18 protein-coding genes and 1 pseudogene are annotated in these 21,448 nt (G+C 55.8%); 5 read left to right on the forward strand and 14 right to left on the reverse strand.

Annotated features, from left to right (window positions below; genetic code table 11):
- Positions 1-34 precede the first annotated feature (34 nt).
- Positions 35-739: a hypothetical protein gene (locus VFO10_RS31010; RefSeq protein ID WP_325145919.1), complete on the forward strand. Its 705-nt coding sequence runs from the start codon at positions 35-37 to the stop codon at positions 737-739.
- Positions 740-741: 2 nt separating this feature from the next.
- On the opposite strand, the gene VFO10_RS31015 is transcribed toward VFO10_RS31010, so the two are convergent.
- The 3 genes and pseudogenes from VFO10_RS31015 to VFO10_RS31525 all read right to left on the reverse strand — a co-directional run.
- The gene (locus tag VFO10_RS31015) at positions 742-1,251 is read right to left on the reverse strand and encodes a sensor histidine kinase (protein ID WP_325145920.1); all 510 of its coding nucleotides are present in this window, start codon (positions 1,249-1,251) and stop codon (positions 742-744) included.
- Positions 1,248-1,631: a 7TM diverse intracellular signaling domain-containing protein gene (locus tag VFO10_RS31020; RefSeq protein ID WP_325145971.1), complete on the reverse strand. Its 384-nt coding sequence runs from the start codon at positions 1,629-1,631 to the stop codon at positions 1,248-1,250. Before VFO10_RS31020 ends, VFO10_RS31015 begins: the two co-directional genes overlap by 4 nt.
- A 59-nt stretch (positions 1,632-1,690) precedes the next feature.
- Positions 1,691-2,164: pseudogene (locus VFO10_RS31525) on the reverse strand (7TMR-DISMED2 domain-containing protein); the annotation flags it as partial.
- 171 nt (positions 2,165-2,335) lie between these two features.
- Here VFO10_RS31525 and VFO10_RS31025 point away from each other — a divergent pair.
- Positions 2,336-4,495 carry a hypothetical protein gene (locus VFO10_RS31025; RefSeq protein ID WP_325145921.1) on the forward strand — a complete coding sequence of 720 codons (2,160 nt, stop codon included), beginning with the start codon at positions 2,336-2,338 and terminating at the stop codon, positions 4,493-4,495.
- Between the two features lie 58 nt (positions 4,496-4,553).
- Here the strand turns inward: VFO10_RS31025 and leuB are convergent, their stop codons facing one another.
- The 10 genes from leuB to VFO10_RS31075 form a co-directional block, all read right to left on the reverse strand.
- Positions 4,554-5,618: a 3-isopropylmalate dehydrogenase gene (gene leuB / locus VFO10_RS31030; RefSeq protein ID WP_325145922.1), complete on the reverse strand. Its 1,065-nt coding sequence runs from the start codon at positions 5,616-5,618 to the stop codon at positions 4,554-4,556.
- A complete protein-coding gene (gene leuD, locus VFO10_RS31035) occupies positions 5,615-6,190 on the reverse strand; it encodes a 3-isopropylmalate dehydratase small subunit (RefSeq protein WP_325145923.1) in 576 nt (191 codons plus the stop codon). Before leuD ends, leuB begins: the two co-directional genes overlap by 4 nt.
- A 9-nt stretch (positions 6,191-6,199) precedes the next feature.
- Positions 6,200-7,582 carry a 3-isopropylmalate dehydratase large subunit gene (gene leuC / locus VFO10_RS31040; RefSeq protein WP_325145924.1) on the reverse strand — a complete coding sequence of 461 codons (1,383 nt, stop codon included), beginning with the start codon at positions 7,580-7,582 and terminating at the stop codon, positions 6,200-6,202.
- Positions 7,560-8,543, reverse strand: a complete 984-nt coding sequence (locus VFO10_RS31045; RefSeq protein ID WP_325145925.1) for a branched-chain amino acid transaminase — start codon at positions 8,541-8,543, stop codon at positions 7,560-7,562. The genes leuC and VFO10_RS31045 overlap by 23 nt, the downstream gene beginning before the upstream one ends.
- 1 nt (position 8,544) lies before the next feature.
- Positions 8,545-9,762 carry a 2-isopropylmalate synthase gene (locus VFO10_RS31050; RefSeq protein ID WP_325145926.1) on the reverse strand — a complete coding sequence of 406 codons (1,218 nt, stop codon included), beginning with the start codon at positions 9,760-9,762 and terminating at the stop codon, positions 8,545-8,547.
- Positions 9,740-10,054 carry an ACT domain-containing protein gene (locus VFO10_RS31055; RefSeq protein ID WP_325145927.1) on the reverse strand — a complete coding sequence of 105 codons (315 nt, stop codon included), beginning with the start codon at positions 10,052-10,054 and terminating at the stop codon, positions 9,740-9,742. The genes VFO10_RS31050 and VFO10_RS31055 overlap by 23 nt, the downstream gene beginning before the upstream one ends.
- Positions 10,038-11,702 (reverse strand): acetolactate synthase 2 catalytic subunit, encoded by a 1,665-nt coding sequence (gene ilvG, locus VFO10_RS31060; RefSeq protein WP_325145928.1) that lies wholly within the window; start codon positions 11,700-11,702, stop codon positions 10,038-10,040. The genes VFO10_RS31055 and ilvG overlap by 17 nt, the downstream gene beginning before the upstream one ends.
- The gene (gene ilvC / locus VFO10_RS31065) at positions 11,677-12,711 is read right to left on the reverse strand and encodes a ketol-acid reductoisomerase (RefSeq protein WP_325145929.1); all 1,035 of its coding nucleotides are present in this window, start codon (positions 12,709-12,711) and stop codon (positions 11,677-11,679) included. Before ilvC ends, ilvG begins: the two co-directional genes overlap by 26 nt.
- Before the next feature lie 125 nt (positions 12,712-12,836).
- On the reverse strand, positions 12,837-14,483 hold the full coding sequence (gene ilvD, locus VFO10_RS31070; RefSeq protein ID WP_325145930.1) for a dihydroxy-acid dehydratase: 1,647 nt from the start codon (positions 14,481-14,483) through the stop codon (positions 12,837-12,839).
- 527 nt (positions 14,484-15,010) lie between these two features.
- Positions 15,011-16,285: a pyridoxal phosphate-dependent aminotransferase gene (locus VFO10_RS31075; protein WP_325145931.1), complete on the reverse strand. Its 1,275-nt coding sequence runs from the start codon at positions 16,283-16,285 to the stop codon at positions 15,011-15,013.
- Positions 16,286-16,463: 178 nt separating this feature from the next.
- Between VFO10_RS31075 and VFO10_RS31080 the strand changes: the two genes are divergently transcribed.
- Together VFO10_RS31080 and VFO10_RS31085 are read left to right on the forward strand one after the other, a co-directional pair.
- Positions 16,464-17,003 (forward strand): hypothetical protein, encoded by a 540-nt coding sequence (locus VFO10_RS31080; RefSeq protein WP_325145932.1) that lies wholly within the window; start codon positions 16,464-16,466, stop codon positions 17,001-17,003.
- Positions 17,004-17,155: 152 nt separating this feature from the next.
- Positions 17,156-18,238, forward strand: a complete 1,083-nt coding sequence (locus tag VFO10_RS31085) for a hypothetical protein (RefSeq protein WP_325145933.1) — start codon at positions 17,156-17,158, stop codon at positions 18,236-18,238.
- Between the two features lie 68 nt (positions 18,239-18,306).
- Here the strand turns inward: VFO10_RS31085 and VFO10_RS31090 are convergent, their stop codons facing one another.
- Complete coding sequence (locus tag VFO10_RS31090) at positions 18,307-18,837, reverse strand: hypothetical protein (protein WP_325145934.1); 531 nt, start codon at positions 18,835-18,837, stop codon at positions 18,307-18,309.
- Positions 18,838-18,991: 154 nt separating this feature from the next.
- Here VFO10_RS31090 and VFO10_RS31095 point away from each other — a divergent pair, with 154 nt between their 5' ends.
- A complete protein-coding gene (locus tag VFO10_RS31095; protein ID WP_325145935.1) occupies positions 18,992-21,298 on the forward strand; it encodes an MGH1-like glycoside hydrolase domain-containing protein in 2,307 nt (768 codons plus the stop codon).
- Positions 21,299-21,448 lie beyond the last annotated feature (150 nt).

Consider the following 21,448-nt stretch of genomic DNA (forward strand, 5'->3'; position numbering starts at 1 on the left):
ATGATGGGAACATCGTCCTTGGAAAGGAAGCACCATGCGCGCGTCGATCCTGGTCCTTTTCTGGCTTTTCCTGTCGAGCTGCCGTCATGTGGATCTTCTCGATGCCCGTCCCGAAAAAGCTGGCATGGATGCAGGCGTCAGCTGGCATAAGGATCTGCAAAAAAACCGGCCGCATTGCGCCGGGGTGCTGGACATCCGGGGTACCGACACCTGGTCCAGCCGTGTTCTGCGTTGGTTCACGCCCCTGAGCGAGAACCACAGCCCATTTCAGTTGCAAGAGGCTGGCGCAAACAGCGCCGTCAACCTCCCTGGTCAATCGCCCTTTGTATTGAAGGATAGTGAACTGAGCGGATGGGATCGCATCTATGTGGAGTCGCTGCGACTTTACGTGACTCTGCCACAGGCCATAGCCGCCGCGTATAATCCCGTCTATCTTGGCGAGAAGACTCTCGGCACAGAAACGTTTGCGGCGTTTTTCTTCACTCTGAAACCTGGAGATTGGAACGACCCATCTTTGGACCAGTATATCGCCTATTATCCCAAAGGCTCACCGAAGCTCACACTTGTGCAATTCACTTATCGCGACCTGAGCCGCTCCTATGTCGGCTGGTTGCGTTATGGGCCGGACAAGGCTTTCGCTGCCTTCCCCTACCCGTCCTCTGTCAGCATACTTGATGATAGCGACGCGCACGAGGCGGTTCATACCGTGGAGATCAATTCCATGACCTGCCTGCCATGATTTCAGGCTGCCAAAGGCAGATCTATGATGAAATGCGTATGACCCTCGCGTCGTTCATAAGAAAGTTCGCCCTGCATGGATTGAACAATGCCGTGGCTACGGCTTAGACTTAAACCAGCGCCTTCACCGACCGGCCTTGTCGTAAAAAAGGGCTGAAAAAGATGGGTCTGGAGATCCGGAGGCACACCCGGACCGCTATCCTGAATCGTCAGTCGCACCCGGCTGCCGCTGGAGCTGTCACGTTTCTTCAAATGCACCACGATTTTTTTCTCGGGGACTTCATCCAGGATATCAATGGCATTATCGAGCAGCATCAGGATCACTTCCATGCTGCGAGCTTCCGACCCCATCACCTGATAGGATCTTGTATCGAGATCCAGTTGCAGCTGGATACCGCGGTCCTTCATTCTTTGGTCGCAGAGGGACAGCGCTTTCTGAACAGCATCGGCCAGGGAGAAAGAGTCCCGCTCGGATACGTCATCATCCTGCGAAAAAGAGCGCAGGGCATTCACAATGAAGGCAATGCGATCAGCACGCTCAGCTGCATCAGCGCCACGAGGAGCCCGGAGCAGGACATCAAAGCCAGAGCCAGGCCCACCCAACGCTGTCGGAGTTTGATATGAAGAAACTCAGCAACGAAGAGCGGGGCCACGATGTGAACCATGGAGGGCGTGGCATAAGGGAAGTTATGAAAGACCTTCGGCAGGCGGTACCAGAACACCGAGTAATAGGCCGATGAAAAGCACATGGCCAGCGTGATACAGCCCACGACAGCGAGGTAGTAAAGATAAACCTTATCCCGCACCGAAAAATAAAGGCTGAGGTTATGAAAGAAAAGAGCCAGAGCGAGGCCGAAGTAAAGCCCATAAGCTGCGAGGTAAATCCAGTCCAGCTGGCTCTGGGCGTCCTCGGACTTAAAAGAAAGTGGCTATCCTCAAGGCTCTTCGACTGCATGCGCAAGAGCACAGTATGAACAGCACCCGGCGGGACATCCAGCCGAATTCCAGAAAGATTCAGTTTCAGATCACGGCCCGACCAGGGAGAAAAAGTGCCGTTGGCCACCTTCTTCACAAGCTGTCCGTTCGCATCGTAGACAAAGAAATCGGCTATCGTCGGCGACGCATAGGCCAGCGACAAGATCTTATGGGACGTTTGCGTGTCCTCATTCTGAAAGCGCGCCCGCAGCCATATGATATCGTCGCCGTAAGGCCAGGATTTTGGGTTCGGCGTCCAGTTCTCGTCACTCTGCTTCAACATTTCAGGGTCAAGGGCAACGCCCCTCTCTTCAATCTGAGAGACGAAGGCATCACTGACGTCCACTGTTTCAGACATCGAAGACAAGGCGAAAGGAGCTGCTGACCCGCCCTGGGCTGGCAGAAGGAGAAGACTTAAAATAGAGAGAAATTTCTTTAAAAACCAGCTCATGGATCTGGTTTCGGAAAGCAGCAAGGAAACTTAAGGGAGGCTTCGATGCCGGCCTTGGGATTCTTTCCTGGCCGTATATCTTGATCTCATTTCACGGAGGGTGTTTGTGGAAGTCGGCGAAGCGTCTTAGAATGGAAAGATATCCTGAACTCCTTACAATTGAGACACGTTATGAAGCTGCCATCATGGGTAGGCACGGTTCTTATTCTGGTATCAGCCCCGCAGCTTTTGGCCGAAACTTCGCCGCTTGAACTGGCTCCTCTCGCACCCAACGCCGCAGCCGATATTCTTCACAACGAAGAGGTCTGGCAGGCCGCCCAGGCCTTTGAACTCACCTATTCCGTCATCGATCACGCCAAACCCCGTTTTCGAACAGTCTATAAAATGGTTTATGATGCCGACGCGCTTTACTTTGAAATCATGTCCTATGATGATGACATGAGTCAGGTGCGGCGAAAATATGGATTGCGTGATCAGCCCATGAGCGAAGATGATGATCGTGTTTCCGTCATGATAGACCCGACGGGACATCGAAAGTTTGGCCAGCTGATCGGTGTGAATGCGGCCTGCGTTCCCTATGATGCTGTGATCGACGAAGTGAATTCCTATCTCGATATCGCCCCGCAGTTCACCTTCACGGCAGAATGCGAATCGCTGCCGGACGGGTGGCGGGTGCGTATGAAGTTGCCATTCCATGAGCTGAAATACAAGACCAGCCCCACCGTCATCACGCTTCTGGTGGAGCGGCGCTATTTGCGGGAATCATTCGGGCTTCTGACATCGAGCCCTTTGGAATATTTTGGATCCTGCATTCTTTGCAAAGCCCAGCAATTTACCTTGACCCCTCCGCCCAAGCAGAATCATATCAAGGCTGTCGTTGAGGCGTTCGCCAGCCGCGAGGACCAAGGCGGCGAACGGCGCAACCGTGAGAATCTGGGCGTCACGGTGAGCCTTCCTTTGGCCGCCGGCACCCGGCTGGATGGAACATGGCGGCCCGACTATTCCCAGGTGGAAGACGACAGTCCCTACCTGCAGGCCAACAGTCCCTTCCCCTTGCCGAAGAGAGAAAAACGCCCCTTCTTTTTGGAAGGCAATGATATTCTCTTTGCTCCTCTTTTTTCCAGTGCCCAAAGTCGATCCATCGTTTCGCCGACCTATGGGCTAAAGCTTCTGAGCCGGCATGAGCATTATAAAGTCTTCGCGCTGGCCGCAGGGGATCAGTCCCAGGTCTATCGCCTGCGACCCGGCACCTATCAGTCGGAGTATGTGGAAGCCAGGACCACATCACAGAACATCATGACCCGCGGCAGTTGGAATGCCGATGAACATTTGACTCTTGGACTTGGTTTCAATGGGAAGCAGGAGAAGGATCTTTATGAGAACGCTGTCGGCAGCGCTGATCTTACTTATAAATTCAATGCAACCCATCGGGTGACCGCGCAGTTCTTGAGTTCCCGTACTGAAAACAAGGCAGATGGCGTGTTGGACGCCTACGAGGAGAAGGGCCGGGCGCAAGCCATCGCCTATGATTATAGTGGCGACCAGACCATGTTCAATATCGCCGGCAAACGCACGGAGGCCGGCTTCGTCAATGACCTCGGCTTCATGCCGGAGCGTGGAACGCAGGAACTCAATTTTTTTGGATCCTGGAGCACCCAGTTGAAAAAGCCGGAATGGATGCTGTCCGACCTTCTTTTCAACATCAATGGTGCTCGCAGATATGAAGATGAATCCAAAGCCCTGATGGCATCGAGCGTGGCCCTGGAAGCCGTTTATGAAACGGATCACTGGATGACCTTCTACTATGCCTGGGCACCCCGGGACATCCAGCGGGTGGACTTCGGCGGCGAGCTCCACGAAGGTAACGCTCAGAAAGCGGGTTTCACTCTAAGGCCACCGCGCTATCTATCATTACTGGAATGCAGCTACCTCTGGGGGCATGCGACCGTCTACAGCGAAGATTCACTGGGCCGCAATCGCAAGACCAGCTGCCGGATCGGGGTCAGCCTGGGTCTGCATGTGTCTCTGGAATATGCGCATGATCATGACAATTATCAGATCGAAGCTCTTGATCATGGCCTGGATGAAAGGGTGCAGAACGGAATTCTGCGCGTCTTCTTCAGTCGCAATCTTTTCATGCGGATAACAGCCCAGCAAAGCAAAATCACTGATTATGCTGAGGTCGTCGAACAGAAGAGCCTGTCCTGGGTTCTTGGCTATCAGAATATCGAAGGCCTGTCGGCCTATTGTGGTGTGAATCAGATCCGTCCTGAGGTTCAGGAAGATCCTGTTTCGCGGGAATACTTCGCCAAACTGAGCTTCACTCTTTAGGAGCCGCCAGGGCTTAACCTCGCGAAAAAAGGTGGAACCGAAGTTCCACCTTCCTGCACTATTCCGCGCCCATGGCGGAACACACACGGGTGGTGAGTTCCCGCGTATGACTGGGATGGAGTCGTTCCAAATCCGGTGTCAAAGGTCCTGTGGCGAGAACTTTCTCCACAGCCCTTTCCACCGCATCCGCCAGGTCTGGTTGATTTAAAGAGAGTCGCAGCATCATGGCCACACTCAGGATGGTGCCGATGGGATTGGCTATCCCACGTCCGGCAATGTCGGGAGCGGAGCCATGGATCGGCTCATAGAGTCCGCGCTGACGATCGCCGAGCGAAGCGGACGGCAAAAGCCCCAGCGAACCGGCGAGCGTGCTGGTTTGATCGGAAAGGATGTCACCAAACATATTTTCAGTGAGCAGCACATCGAAAGATGCCGGCCTTTGCGTCAGATACATGGCGGCTGCATCGACCAGAATATGCTCCAGCTGCACATCGGGAAATTCACGTTCCATCACGTCGGTCACGACCTGACGCCAAAGGCGCGAGGTTTCCATGACATTCGCCTTATCAATCGACGTCAGCTTTTTCCGGCGTTTTTGCGCAAGTCTGGCCGCGACCCGCGTGATGCGTTCGATCTCGTCTCGTTTATAAGTGCAGACATCAAACGCGGAATCTTCCGTGCGGCCCTTTTCACCGAAATAAACGCCGCCCGTCAGCTCGCGAACCATCATCAGATCCACATCCTGAAGGATCTCCGGGCGATAGGGCGTGAATCCCGCCAAAGCCGGACGCGTGACGACCGGACGCAGATTCGCGTAGACGCCCATCTCTTTCCTTAGCTTCAAAAGCCCGGCTTCCGGCCGTAAATGTCCCGGATTTTTTTCCCACTTGGGTCCACCCACGGCTCCCAAAAGAACCGCATGCGCTTCCTTACAGGCCTGCAGGGTCTCGGGGAATATAGGCTCGCCGCAAAGGTCAAGGGCCGCGCCTCCGATCCATCCGTGTTCCAGGCGCAAATCAAGCGAACCCAGCAGCGCGGCTCGTTGCAGAACGAGGATGCCGCTTTCCAAAACCTCGGGACCGATTCCATCACCAGGAAGTATTACGATATGCGCATCGGTCACAGCGCTCTCCTTTCAAAACGGCTGATGGCCTCATCCATGCCCAGAAGATATCCAAGCTGGTCGACACCCTGAAGCAGACAAAGACGCGCGAAGGAGTCAATCGAGAATTTCTCAATCATGCCGCACGCCAGCTTCACCTCCTGTTTCTCAAGGTCGATGAAAAGGGCGCCGACATCCTGAGCCCGAATGCGCTCATAAAATTCCTGACTGATTTCAATCGGCAGCAGCCCATTCTTCAAAGCATTGCTTTTGAAAATATCGCCGATCGAAGGGCTGATAATCGCCCGAAAACCATAGCCCTGAAGGGCCCACACGGCATGCTCCCGGGACGAACCGCAACCGAAGTTGCGGGCCGCGACCAGAATCTGATAATCCTGACCTGCTTTCTCATTCAAAACCTGATCAGTCCGCCGCGAGCCGTCGGCGTTGTAACGCCAGTCAAAAAAAAGAGCATCCCCCAGACCATCGCGATGGGTCTGCTTTAAAAAGCGGGCCGGGATAATCTGATCGGTGTCGATGTTCTCGACCGGCAGCGTGATGAAAGGGGACGTCAGCTTGTGAAAAGGCTGCATGCTTGACTCCTAAAGCAGAAAAACCCGAGGATCGGTTAACTGACCCGTGACCGCTGTGGCCGCTGCTGTCAAAGGGCTCGCCAGGATGGTGCGCGAACCCTTGCCCTGCCGCCCTGCAAAATTTCGATTGCTGGTGCTGACCGCAAGCTGTCCAGGCTGCAGCTGATCACCATTCATGGCAATGCACATCGAGCAGCCCGGTTCCCGCCACTCCGCGCCGGCATCCAGGAAAATCTGCGCAAGGCCTTCCTCTTCCGCCTGACGCTTTACATCAACGGAACCTGGGACGATCATAAGGCGCAGACCCTGGGCCACGCTGCGGCCTTTCAGGATTTTCGCGGCCGCGCGCAGATCGGTGATCCTGGAATTGGTGCAGCTGCCGATGAAGACGACATCCACTGCCGTGCCTTCCACTTTCTGTCCGGCCTTCCACTGCATATACTGCAGCGCACCCTGAAGTTCGTCCGCGGAAGGAACAGGCTCCTGGATGCTGATGGATTGATCCGGCGATGTTCCAAAGGTCACCATCGGTGCAATGTGATCGGCATTCAGATAAATTTCCCGATCAAAGACCGCGCCTTTATCACTTCTCAAAGTCTTCCAGTACGCAAGGGCCTCCTGCCATTTCTCATCAGTCGGCGCATAACGCCGGTCATGGAGCCAGGCGAAGGTTTTTTCATCCGGCGCAATCAATCCGGCTTTCGCACCAGCTTCGATACTCATATTGCAAAGGGTCATGCGCGCTTCCATATCGAGCGCTTCAATCGCCGCGCCGCGATACTCAAGGACATAACCCGTGCCCCCGCCGGATCCCAGTTTTTGAATGATCGCCAGGATCAGATCTTTGGCGGTCACGCCCTGCCCGAGCTGCCCGCTCACATGCACAGCCAGCGTCTTCGGCTTTTTCTGCAGAAGACACTGCGTGGCCAGAACATGCCCGACCTCGCTGGTTCCGATGCCAAAGGCAAGAGCTCCAAACGCCCCATGCGTGCTGGTATGGGAATCGCCGCAAACTATGGTCTGCCCGGGCAGCGTCAGCCCGAGTTCCGGCGCGATCACATGGATAATCCCCTGATACGGGGATCCCAGGTCGAAGAGCGGAATGCCAAAGTCCTGGCAATTTTTGCGAAGGGTTTCCACCTGCGTGCGGGCCTGATCGTCGATATAGGCCTCGCGCTTCGCATCGGTGGGAATCGAGTGATCGAGCGTGGCAAAGGTTTTGTCCGGGCGTCGGACCCGAAGCCCCCGCTGCCGCAGCTCGGTAAAGGCCTGAGGCGAGGTCACCTCATGCACGAGGTGACGATCGATATAGAGGATAGCGGGGTGGTCAGCGGATTCCGCCGCCACCTCATGCGCGCTCCAGATCTTGTCAAGAAGGGTCCGAGGATGCATAGGAAGCCTCCAGTACTTGGGCCGGCGCTTCGAACTTTCTCAAAGGTTCGAGCCAGCCCCAGCGATCTTCTGTTTCGCCTTTGAAGAGGCCAAAGAAAGCCTTCTGCAAAGCCCGGGTGATGGGACCGGGTTTACCATCTTTCACCTTGCGACCATCGACGCTGCGAATGGGCACGATTTCCGCGGCGGTTCCTGTGAAGAAGAGTTCATCCGCAAGATAAAGGAGTTCGCGCGGATAGGTGCCTTCCTCCAGTTCATAACCAAGTTCTTTCGCCAGCTGGATCACCGTATCGCGGGTGATGCCTTCCAGGATCGAGCAGTGAATGGAAGGCGTATAGATCTTTCCATTTCTGACGATGAAAAGGTTTTCACCCGGGCCTTCACTCAAAAAGCCCTGGCTGTTCAAAGCGATCGCTTCGGTATAACCATGGCGCCTGGCTTCGTCGACCATGAAGAACGAGGCCAGATAATTCCCGCCGGCCTTCGCCAGCTGCGGATGCGTGTTCGGCGCCGCGCGGCACCATGAGGTCACGCAGGTATCGATGCCTTCATCAAGGCCCTTGGCGCCAAGGTAGGAACCCCATTCAAACGCCGCGATCGACATTTCCAGGCGCGTGGCCGTGGTCGGCATCACACCGATGCTGCCATAGCCGTAGAAAATGATCGGGCGGATGTAAGCGCCTTCCAAACCATTCACCGCCACAACTTTGTGGATGGCTTCCGAAATTTGATCCTCGTCATACGTCACCGGCATTTTGTAAATCGAAGCCGATTCCAAAAGGCGTTTTGCATGCTCGCGCAAGCGGAAAAAGGCCGGGCCCGTGCTGGTGTTGTAACAACGAATGCCTTCGAAGACACTGGTTCCGTAATGGAGGGCATGCGAGAGCACATGCACAGTGGCCTCTTCCCAGGGGACCAGGGTTCCACGATGCCAAATCCAATTGCTGGGCTTAATAGACATGTTACACTCCTCGTAGGGAATAGTTTGCGAGCACAGGGGACGTATGGCCCGCAGTGTGCACGATATCCCTTACGATGGCCAGCAATTCATGCTCCTGGGGTTCTTTTTTCTGGTCACAAAGACGTTTGAAAGCGTTGAAAGCCTCTTCAAATTGCATCTCGGTGCAGTGAATATCCCGCTCTTCCATCCAGTAATGAAATGCATGTCGACCTGAATGCTTGCCGAGCACCATGCTGTTGCCGGCGCGGCCAACGTCTTCAGGACGCATGATTTCGTAGGTCGCCGGATGCATGAGCACACCATGCTGATGTATACCCGCTTCATGCGCGAAGGCATTGATACCCACCACGGCCTTGTTGCGCGAAACGGCGAGGCCGGTAATACGGGTCAGCATGGTGCTGGCGTATACCAGGCTCTGGGTGTTGATGCCCGTCTCGACGCCGTAATAATCCTTGCGGGTTTTCAGCGCCATCACCAGTTCTTCCAGCGAACAGTTGCCGGCACGTTCGCCGATCCCGTTGATGGTGCATTCCACCTGGCGGGCTCCGGCTTCAATCGCAGCGAGGCTATTGGCCACGGCTAAACCGAGATCGTTATGACAATGCACGCTGAGTACGGCCTTATCGATATTGGGGACCTTGGCTTTCAGATAGCGAATCAAATTGCCGAACTGATGCGGCACGGCATAGCCGACCGTATCCGGAATATTGATGACAGTCGCGCCTGCTTCGATGGCTTCATAAACCGCTTCCGCCAGGAAATCCGGTTCGGTGCGCGCGGCGTCTTCCGCGGAAAATTCCACCTCATCGAAAAGATCCCGGGCCAGCGTCAAACCCTCGCGCAGACAGGTCAGGACCTCGCCCCGATTCATGCGGAGTTTATAGGTCCGATGAATTTCGCTGGTCGCGAGGAAGATATGCGCTCGGCTGCGTTTCGCTCCCCGCAAAGCGAGCTGGGTGCGCACGATATCATCCCGGCGACAGCGGGACAGGCCGGCGAGGGTCGGTCCGGAAACCGAATCCGCGATGGCGCGCACCGCTGCGAAATCCCCTTCGGAGCTGGCGGGAAAACCGCACTCGATCACATCAACATTCAGCTGGGCCAGGACTTCGGCCATTTGAACCTTTTCTTCAAGGTTCATCGAAGCCCCAGGCGATTGCTCGCCATCCCGCAGCGTGGTATCGAAAATTTTTACTCTATCCTCGGCTGGAACTTGCATAGACTGGCCTCCTCATCACCTGATTCAATCCCCGGCTTTCGAACTTCGGCAGCACAGCGGGAAGCGATCCCACTGTCACTTCGATGACTTCACAGAGCTTCTCGATCTGAAGGGAAAGTTGCGAGAGAGGGCGCTCGCTGTCTCCTTCTATTTCGATGTGAATCAGGTTTTGCTCCTGATCACAGGTGGCCCGCAGCGTGCGCGTGCTGTAGCCGCGGTGGCGAAAAACTCTGAGGATCCGTTCCATGACCCCTTCTTCATCCCGAGCGAGAATTTCAGCGTGATAAAGCATACGAAGAGCCCTCCATCATGTGGATATTCGATTTTCCGGGTGGGACCAAAGGCCACACGTTTTCCTGCGGATCTATGCGAACGTGCAGAAGACAGGGACCAGGATGATTGATCAGGTAGTCGATGCCTGGCATTTCATCCATGCGATCCTGAATCGTCATGCCGTCGATGCCGAAGGACCTGGCCAACGCCACGAAATCGGGGTTATCCGAGAGATCCACCGCACTGTACCGTTCCGCGAAGAAAAGCTCCTGCCACTGCCGCACCATGCCGAGCCTTTGATTGTCAAAGAGCAGTATCTTGACCGGCAGGGAATAGCGATTGATCGTGGCCAATTCCTGAATGTTCATCATGATGGAACCATCACCGCTGCAGCAGATGACGAGCGCATCGGGATTGCCGAGCTGCGCGCCGATCGCCGCAGGAACACCGTAGCCCATGGTGCCAAGCCCGCCGCTGGTCAGATGATCATTCGGATTCTGCAGCGCGAAATGCTGCGCGAGCCACATCTGATGCTGACCGACATCGGCCGTCACGATCGTGCGACGCGGCACGAGTCGTGAGAGCAGCTGCAGAAAGCGCGGGGCATAGATGCCTTCACCGGGCGCTTCGTAATTCCAGCGGTACTCATCCTTCCAGACGAGGCACTGCTCCAGCCACTCGACTTTCTCCAAAGGCATTGTGAGGGCTTTCAGATTCGGTTCCAGCGCGCCGCAGAGCGACACTTCCGGTGACCGATTCTTGCCGATTTCCGCCGGATCGATATCCATGTGGATGACCTTGGCCGTCGGCGCGAATTCCTGCAGTTTCCCCGTCGCGCGATCATCGAAGCGGGCCCCGACCGCGATCAGAAGATCGCAGTTTTCGACCGCGTAGTTCGCCGCCTTCATTCCATGCATGCCGAGCATCCCCAAAAACAAAGGATGTTCGGTTTCAATGGAACCCAGACCTTTCAGGGTCGCGACCACAGGAATGCGGGTCGTATTCACAAAATTTCGGAAGGTGCGCACCGCACCGGCGATGCCAACGCCGCCGCCGACATAAATCAGGGGACGCTGGGCCGCCTGAATCATTTCCTGCGCGCGGGCCATCGCCGTTTCCGAAGGAGTCGCCTGACGCTTGGGCATCGGCGGCCAGGCTTCCAGAGTTTCGATCTGCTGAATCGAAATATCCTTCGGCAGATCCACGAGCACCGGACCGGGACGTCCGCTGCGGGCGATTTCAAAGGCCCGGCGGATCATTCCATAAAGGTCATTCGCATCGCGAGCCACAAAGCTATGCTTCACGACACCCAGGCACATTCCAAAGATATCGACTTCCTGAAAGGCATCCGTGCCCATCATGGACGTCGCCACCTGGCCCGTGATGCACACGATCGGCACCGAATCCAGAGCAGCATTGGCTATCCCTGTCACCAGATTGGTGGCACCAGGGCCTGAGGTGGCTATGCAAACACCGACTCGACCCGTGGCCCGGGCGTAACCATCAGCGGCCAGGGACGCGCCCTGCTCATGCCGCACCAGGATGGTTTTGAAGCCGGCATCCAGCAGGCGATCAAAAAGAGGCATGATCGCGCCGCCCGGATATCCAAATACCAGGTCCGTGCCCTCGTGCTCGAGAGCCTTAATGATTGCGTCGGCTCCGATCATCGGCCTTATCTCCCGCTTGTTGAATCCAACTCATCTGCGAACGCAGACGTTTACCTGTTGACTCGATCTCATGCCGCAGTTCGTCATTGAGCTGCGCCCGGTAGTTTTTCAGGCCCGTTTCGTATTCTTTTTGCCAACGGGCGGCGAAGGTTCCGTCCTGAATCTCTTCCAGGATCCTTTGCATATTGCGGCGGGCGTGGGCATCGATCACGCGGCGGCCGCTGACGAGTGTTCCGTATTTGGCCGTATCGCTGATGAACTGGTGCATTTTCGCAAGGCCGCCTTCATAGAGAAGGTCAACGATCAGCTTCAGCTCATGCAGACATTCGAAGTAAGCGAGTTCGGGTTGATATCCGGCCGAAACCAGAGTTTCAAAACCGGCCTTCACGAGTTCGGTCGCGCCACCGCAAAGGACGGCCTGTTCGCCGAAGAGGTCGGTTTCGGTTTCCTCCTTGAAGGTCGTTTCCAGAACACCGGCGCGGGTGCCTCCGATCTTATGCGCGTATTGCAGCGCTTTTTGTTTCGCCTGGCCCGAAGGATCGGCCTGCACCGCGATGAGGCAGGGGACGCCTTTGCCTTCTTCATACTGGCGACGCACCAGGGCCCCGGGACCTTTGGGAGCGCAGAGGATCACGTCATGATCGGGACCTGGCTCGATGCGGCCGTAGTGCACGGAAAAGCCGTGAGCGAAAAGCAGGGTCGCATCTTTTTTCATATGCGGCTTCACATCTTCCTCGTACATGGCTTTTTGCGGCATGTCCGGGGTCAGAAAGCAGATCAGGTCCGCATCACGCACAGCCTGCGCCACGCTTTGCACCTGCCAGCCGTCCACGATCGCCTGTTCATAACTCGGTCCGCCTTCCCGCACACCGACGCGCACATTGCAACCGCTATCACGCAGGTTGAGAGCATGGGCCCGCCCCTGGCTACCGTAGCCAAGTACGGCGATGGTTAGACCATCAATCAGGGTCGTATCAAGATTCTGCTGGGCGAAGAATGCTGCGCTCATCTGTGTGTCTCCTATGAAGTTGGCAAAGCGCTGCCATGCCCCTTGCTTCTGCAAGGGTTTACGTATGATTCCGTCATCACCTGTTAATCGTCATCCCCCGAAGGGGGACCTCTTGAGCCGTCGGCTTACTCCGGCTGCGTACTCGCTCCCTGCGCGGCCGAGCCGACTTCCCGGATGTACTTACCAAACACACCGCGTTCAAATCGTGCGGGCGGAGCCTTCCACTCCGAACGGCGACTCTTCAAATCCGCATCGACATCGAGTCGGCGCGATGGGACATCAATCGTGATCCGATCTCCATCGCGAATCAAAGCGATGGGTCCACCGACATGGGCCTCGGGTGCCACGTGTCCGATGCAAAGTCCATGGGTCGCCCCACTGAATCGTCCATCGGTTAAGAGAGCCACAGAATCTCCCAGACCAGCGCCGATTAACGCGGCGGTTACAGCCAGCATCTCGGGCATGCCAGGCGCCCCTTTCGGGCCCATATAACGAATCACAACCACATCACCGGCGTGGATGCGACCTTCCTGGCAAGCCGCGAAGGTTTCCTGCTCCGAATCAAAAACCCGAGCCGGCCCTTCAAAGCGCTGGATATTTTTGCCTGAGAGTTTCAGGACACAACCATCGGGAGCGAGATCGCCTTTGAGGATGGCAAAAGCTCCGCGAGTTTTCAAAGGATTTGCAACATTCAAAACAACATCCTGACCTGCGCGTTCCTTTAGGTCGTCGGCTTCCTCTTTCAGAGTGCGGCCGTTCACGTTAGGAGCATCGACGAGCATCCCGGCCGCAAAGAGTTTGCGGCAAACCAGGGCCACTCCACCCTCACGTTCCAGGTCGGTGGCCATATACCGACCAAAAGGTTTGAGGTCGGCGATCAAGGGAACTTCCGCTGCAATCTGATCGAAGATATCGATCGGCAGCTCGACGTCCGCTTCCTTGGCCAAAGCGAGGAGATGCAGCACCGCATTGGTGGATCCACCTGTGGCACAGACAGCGACGATGGCATTACGGAAAGCTTCGGGAGTCAGGAAGTGGCGGGCGGTGATTCGATCCTGGAGGTTTTTCATCACCAGTTCACCGCAGCGGTAGGCGGCCTGGTCTTTGCGGGGGTCGAGGGCTGGCACTTCACTGAGTCCGATCGGTGACAGCCCCATGACAGAGAAGGCCATGGCCATCGTATTTGCGGTGAATTGCCCACCGCAGGCACCCGCGCCCGGACAGGCGCGATTTTCCAAACTTAACAGTTCATCATCACTCATGCGTCCGGCGCTATGCGCACCGACGGCTTCGAATACGTCCTGGATGGTCACGCTCTGACCGCGCCACTGACCGGGAGCGATCGAACCTCCATATAACATAATAGAAGGCAGATCGCAGCGGGCCATGGCCATCGCCGCACCGGGTATGGTCTTATCGCAGCCGACGATGGTCACGAGGCCATCGAAGAGGTGGGATTGGGTCATCAGCTCGATGGAGTCGGCGATCACTTCCCGTGAAACCAAGGAGCCACGCATGCCCTGGGTTCCCATGGTGATGCCATCGGACACGGCGATGGTATTGAATTCAATCGGAGTACCGCCGCGCGCCCGAATGCCTTCTTTCACTTTCTGCGCGAGGCGCCGCAGGTGAAAGTTGCAAGGCGTGACTTCAGTCCAGGTGTTGGCAATGCCGATCAATGGTTTACTTAAATCATCATCGGTGAGTCCGGTTGCCTTCAGCATGGCCCGAGCAGGTGGGCGCGATGTGATTTCCTTGCTCCGATAGTGCATAAAGTCCTCTGCGTGACCGTGTAAATGAAAAACCCCCAACACTTTTCAGGGTGTTGGGGGCTCCGTCTTTCGCTTGTAAGCTTTACGGCGGGCCCCCGTTGGCAATAAGAAGAAGTACAATGCCAAGAAGCACGAGAATGAGAATAAGAGAAATAAGTCGCACGGATACAACGCTGATCACTGCAGCTTGTTCCTGAACTTTTTGTGAAATGTGCGGCCTCATATATTTCTCTTCCGAGTTGCTTTCATTTCTGACCCTAATTTCCTCTTCACTGGCTGAGAAGTCAACCGGCCCCGAATGAAAGTTTGGAAACGCCTCACCAAATGGTAACTTCTTTGGCGCAAGTGATTTGTAGGCACCTGTTATTGTAAGGAAATTTCAGAGTAGATGAGGCTTTCTTCCGACTGCGGAAGAAATAAAATTCTCTCAAATGAATTTTTAATGTGGGGGATACATGGTGAGGGAATCGGCTCGATCTTATTCATGAAGCACCCTCATCCTGGACGAGGGCGCTTCCATCTTACACTCATTCGCCTTTGGCAGCAGCCTCGGCAATGACTTCACGCAGGCGGGACAGGCCGCGTTCGACTTCCGCGAGACTCGGGCCGAAGCTGAAGCGCACATACTTGTTCAGTCGCGAGGGGATATGACCCCGCCGATTGCCTGGATTCACATCAAAGAATTTACCCGGCACCACGATAACCTTTTTTTGCAGGGCAGCCTCGAAGAACTGCATACCATCCTGCAGGGATTCCGGGAGTTTCTCCAAACCTGCGAAACAATAGAAGCCGGCGATCGGGGGCGCCGGCAGGCGGAAGCCCATACTAATAAGAGAACGCATCATCAGTTCGCGCTTTTTGGAGAATTCCCCCTGGATGATCTTCGCCTGCTGATCGGCGACCTTGATATCGACCAGGGGAATCGCGGCCTTTTGCAGAGGATGGGCGGCTCCACCGTCCAGGAAGGATCCGGCGGAGGCGATTCTTTGAATGATGGCCTTGGGACCGATGGTCCAGGAAATGCGAAGGCCAGGGTAACGCCAGTTCTTGGTCAGGCCGTCGACCACGATGACCATTTCCTTATTCACGTCCTCGACATAACGGGCGGCCGACAGCGAGGCCGATTCCAAAGCCGCGCTATCGTAAAGATAATGGGAATAGAACTCATCGAAGATCAGAGCGCAGCGCTGCCGCCGTCCTACCTCCACGTAGCGTTCGAGTTCGGCGCCGTGAATCACCTGACCTGTCGGGTTATTGGGATTGGACAGCAGCACAGCCCCGAGACCGCGGCTTACGATCTCTTCTTCGAGCTGACCGGCCGTGGCGCGAAACTGATCCTTTTCCTTCAGGACGATGGGAATGGGGACGAAACCTTTGAAGGCATCGAAGAGTTCTTCATAAGCTGTATAGTCGGGCAGGTAGTGACCGAGGTGCACGCGTCCCAGCGAAGCGGCCACCCGGGCAAGCCCGGTCCGCCCACCCGACGAGATGGCGACGTTCTCGTAAGTATACTGTGACTTCAGACCGCGTCGATAACGCTTGTTATAAAGCTCCGCAACCGCCTCGCGCAGTTCCTTTTGCCCCGCTACCGGGCTGTATTCACTCGATGTCGCGTCAATCGCCACAGCTTCCAGCCGCTCCTCGCCTGCCGCCAAGGCTCCGGTTTCCGGTGCCCCCTGTCCGAGGTTGGCCCAGTCCGCCGCACCGTAGTGAAACCCGGCCTGCTGGGCTTTGGTCATGACATAGATTACGCCCGTGTTGGGCACCTCGCGAAAACTGGGGAACTGGTCCTGGGGCATCATTGTGTCCGCATTCCTTGCTGTGGGGTAAAGGTCTCGTCTTCCATCTTCAGTATGCGTGACAGGCGCAAGCGCAGCCAACTAAAAATCTGGTACGACCCTTGCTTTTCCACTTATGGATGTCGCTTATGGGCGAAAAGGCTCATGCCGACCCGAACGTTTGTAACAAGGGAGAATCACCATGCGTCTCGAACATGAAACAGGTCCTCTGAACACACTGCCCGATGATGCGGACATTTCCACGGATCTGCGTGAATCCATCGAGGACACGGCGGATAAACTGAAGATCCTCGGCGAAAAACTGCGGGTCAAACTTCACCTTGCGGGAATGGAAGCCAAGGATTTGAAATCCGAATTGTTCGACACGGTGGACAACCTGAGCCGTCGTCTGAGCGATTATGCCGGAACTCTGGAGAAAACCAAGGAATCCGCCGAAGTGCAGCTTCACCTGGGACTCATGGATGCGCGCACCCGCTGGGAAACCGCTCGCGAAGAGGCCAACAAAGCTCTGAGTCTTTTCAAAGAGGACAGGGAAAAAGCCAAATCCTTCCTGCAGGAGATGCGCGTCCAGGCGCAACTGGCCAAGGCGGAAACGTCCGATGCGCTGCAGGATACCAAAGCGGAATTGTCTGACAATTTAAAAGAAATCAGCCGCCAGGGAGCATCCGCCCTGAAACGCATGAATAAGAGCGTCGGCGAATTTCTGCAAAGTCTCTCGTAAAGAGGAAGGGTCCGCCCTTCCCCTTCTCTTCCGCCCTCTTTCCGCCGCACATGCCCTTCAGCTCACAATCCTGTTGCATTTTGCATTTTATCCCACGCCATCTCGGGTTAGAATGCGACAGCACTTCATTTTTCATCTGGAGAGAACAAGGCATGCATGGGCAGCAATGGATGAGTATGGCAAGCGGCTTGGCTCTGTTCCTAAGCGGGATGGCCGTGGCCGAACCCGCGAAAAAAGTGACGAAAACCCTTCAGGAACCCATGGAAGCTTCCGACAGCGTTCTGTTTCCCGATTGGAGTCCCGAAGGCTTTGATTGGAACATTGGGCCGATTGCTGGATTCCGGGCAAGGCAAACCGATGTCGATGGACTGCGCACGGATGTGATTTCTTCGGAATTCGGACTCGGGGCGCGCGTGTATGGAATTCCTCTGGTTCCCGGCAACCCAGGCCTCACTGTGCAGCCTTACGGCAGCTATACCTGGGGCAATCGTACCGAAAAGGTGAAGGATGCGAATCTGAACACCACGGAAAGCACGGGATTCCAACGCTCCTGGTACGGGGTGGTTGGCCGCGCTTATTACCGCGCATTTCGCTATAGCCTGGATATCGGCCAGGGCCAGATCCTTCACGATAAGGACGCTTTCGTCGACTTCAGCTCCCGGCGCATTCAGAATGATTTCGGCCTTATGATACTGCCTTTTTTCTCGGCGCATTACACCCTCACCTACCTGACGGTTTCCGAAAGCGGCGAAGACGAGCCCGGGATCGAAGAACTCGATCACTGGCTCCACGGATGCCTCGCCTTTTCGCTCTTTAATATGAATCTGGATGTCGGGCCCGGGATGAGCCGCACCGAATATTCCGGGAGAGCGGCTTCGGATCAGCCTTTTGAAAAGATCGCGAGCGTGAAGAGTGTGTATGTAAAAGCTCTCACGTCGCTGCACATCTTTTGGAAATTGGGAATGTCGGGTTCCGCGAAATACATCATCCACGCGGATCAGGACGAGGGTCTGCGGGATGGCATTGAGCAGCTTCCTTATGAAGGACTCACCCAGCGCAAAAGTCTGGCCGCGCTGCCTGACGGAAGTTTGGAAGCCTCGGCCTTCTTCGGCCTTCGGGATCTCTTCGCTGGATTCGGGCTGGGCTGGCAGTATTACTATCTGGAGCAGAAGAGCAGCCCCAGAGAGATCTCACGCAACAGCGGATTCGGCCTCTTCTACAGCATGGATATTTAGTGCCGAAGATGGCATGTCGGGACGCCCGAGCGGATGCCCAAGGCCTCCGCTCCGGTAGCTTTCGGCTCTTAGACTCCGAAGGTGCACACCTCATAGAAATGCTTCAAAACGGGGCGAAAACGCAGCCACCAGCCGGCTTTTTCGGCCTCGCGAATGACGGTGGGGCACGCCAGTTCCAAAGCTTTGCCCTTGGCTTGATCCAGTAGAGTCTGGGTCAGGACTTTGATATCCTCAAGGTCGATGCGGCCGTTGGTGTTGCTGTCGGCCAAAAGCAGAATGACAGACTGAATGGTTTCCTTGAAATTATCCAGTTCAGGACCCGGATCAATGCGGCCATTTTTGTTCTCATCAAACTGCTCGACCAGCTGATTTTTAATGTCCTCGATCTGCTTCACAAGATCGCCGATGTTCCCAAGAGCGTCACCAAGTCCGCCGAGGCGCTGGGTTTCAACGCCGACTTCCGCCTGCATCTCGGAAAGTTGAACAAGGGCCATGGCCTCGAGTTCCAGGTTGGTTTGACGATCATGCACCGCTCCAAAAGCTGCAGAGGCGGACAGAGAGAGGGAAAGACCGATGATTGCGCGAACACATGTTTTCATAAAGTGGCTCCTTGGATTGAAGTGCGCGCAGCTTACCCCAAGGCTTTGAGCTTGTCATGATTTTTTTGTCCCCTGGGTGACTTCACCCTTTTGTCTTCGGAAGGATTCGATGATGTTGAAATCCATGCTTACGATTCTCCTGGGGAGTTCCCTTATGAGCGCCGCACCAGCCTTCGGAACTGAAACTTCGAATCGGCCTTCACTGCGTTCCGGGCAGGCGGATTTTGATGCCCTCTTCGCGCTGACGATGAAAGAGGTCAAAGATAACTCGGTCAGCACCATACGCGATGCCGCCTTTCAAAACGGGCAGCCCTTGCCCTGCGACTGCTTTGAAACTGGTGAACTGTGGCATTACGTGTGGACCCGCGACAGCGCCTATGCCGTGGACCTGGGCCTCGCCTGGCTCGATCCCGAACGCAGTCAGGAAACTCTGCTCTTCAAATTATCCAAGGCGCGGCAGGACTCGCGCTTTGGATCCGGCCCTGAAATCGTGCAGGATACCGGCAGCGGTGGCAGCTGGCCGGTCAGCACGGATCGCGTGGTCTGGGGTCTTGGCGCGGATCGTGTGCTGCCGCATTTGACGGAAGATAAGCAGTCCGCGTTCCTCGCGCAGGCTTATGAGGCCCTGAAAAATACCATAGAAACCGATCGACTTGTGGTCTTCGAACCTGAGCATGGGCTTTATCGCGGCGAACAGTCCTTCCTGGACTGGCGCGAGCAGACCTATCCAAGCTGGACCCAAAATGATGTGAAAGCGATCGGCGAGAGTTTCGCTCTGTCCACCAACGTGCTGCATCTTCTCGCTCTGCGGCAGGCGGCGCGTTATGCGGAAGAACTGGGCGATCGGGTTCGTCAGGAACGTTATGAAACCTGGGCGGAGACATTGGCTCAGAATATTCGATATTTTTTCTGGCTGCCGAAACGCGGGATGTTCGCAGCGATGAGCAGCGCCACCGATCCGGCCTTCCCTTTGGAAAAGTATGACCTTCTCGGTTCGTCCCTGGCTGTGCTCGCGAACCTTGCTTCACCTGAAGAAGGCCGCCGCATCTTTTCGCAGTATCCCCTCCACAAAGCGGGACCTCCTGTGATTCATCCGCAGCTCCCCGCGACGCCGATTTATCATAATCGCGCGGTCTGGCCCTTCGTCACGGCTTATGCGATCAAGGCCGCTGCTCAGGTCGAGCACGCCCCCTTCGTCAGCGAGGCCATGCAGAGTCTTTGGAACGGGGCCTCGCGCAATAGTTCGCATATGGAAAACCTGGAATTCCTGTCGGGACTTCCCTATGTGGTGGATGGCAATCTTTCCGGCCCGGTGGTGAATTCCAAGCGGCAGCTGTGGTCGGTCGCGGCTTTTGCTTCAGTCGTCATCCAGGGAATTTTTGGACTGAACGCTGAAGGCGATCAGCTGCACATGGAGCCGCATCTGACCCATGTGATCGCCAAACGCTGGATTCCGAATGGACGCGTGGAGTTGCGTGATCTTCAGTGGCGTGGCAAACGTCTTCAGGTGGAACTGCGCTGGCCGACGATCCATGAAACCGAAGACGGTTTTTTGAAAGTGCAGCGTATCGAGGTGAACGGTCAGCTGCAGGATGCGGCCTTTGTTCGTTTTGATCAGCTGAAGGCTGACAATCAGATTCTTATCGAGCTGGTTGAGGATGCTGCGGCTCAAACACTGAGCGTGAATAAGCCTGAGGTCGGTATTGGACCCGGTCTTCCCAATGAAGAATATCGGCAGGTTTTTGCGCCTATGGAACCGCGGCTGAGTTGGGTGAATGCAGAGACCATTCGCATCGATCGCCGTGAACAGAATCCGACCCGCTGGGACCTTTATCGCAATGGTCGGCTTTTCGCCGAGAATCTGACGAGCGACAGCATCAGAGTTCCGAAGGAAGGCTGCTACACCGCGATTCAAACCTATCAGAATGGAAGCCTCGCTTCGCATCCCAGTCCCGAACTTTGTCAGCTTGGTTGGAACTGGGAATATACGGCGTATAACGGGACTTTGAAGAGCCTGGATGGAGCCTCGCAATCCAGCGATCACAATCGGCGGCACTTCAATGGCTGGGGGTCTCCGCAGCAGGTTCTTGAAGTGAGTTCATTTCAGGTGCCGACGGATGGGGCGTATCGGGCGGAGATTGCGTTTGGGAATGCTTTCGGGCCAATCAACACCGGGATCACGGCGGCGGTGAAGTGGATTGAAGTGATGGATGTGGGGAGTGGAGAAACACAGGGTGCGGCGGTGTTCATGCCGCATCAAACGAACTGGGGAATTTGGGCTTTTTCTTCGGCAGCTGGGTTGAAACTCAAAGCGGGCCGAAGCTATCGGCTGCGGGTTCTTGATGCGAAGAATATGAGTTATTTGAAACACTTTGATCGCTATACAGCCGGGCGCGGAGGTGCGGACGGTGCCGTGAATCGGGTGAACATCAGTGGAGTGCGGGTCCGGCGCTTGGACTAAAACTTTTCCGAGGATTCGCGGTGCGCGCATCCGGTCTGGGTGGAGTCTTATCAAGCGCTGGAACCAGAGATTTCATCGGCTCATCAGGCAGCTCGGAGTCGGCCGCGGCACCAACCGGCCGACTCTTGACAGGCATGAGCTTAACCTTCC

The organism is Oligoflexus sp. (assembly GCF_035712445.1).
Lineage (GTDB): Bacteria > Bdellovibrionota_B > Oligoflexia > Oligoflexales > Oligoflexaceae > Oligoflexus.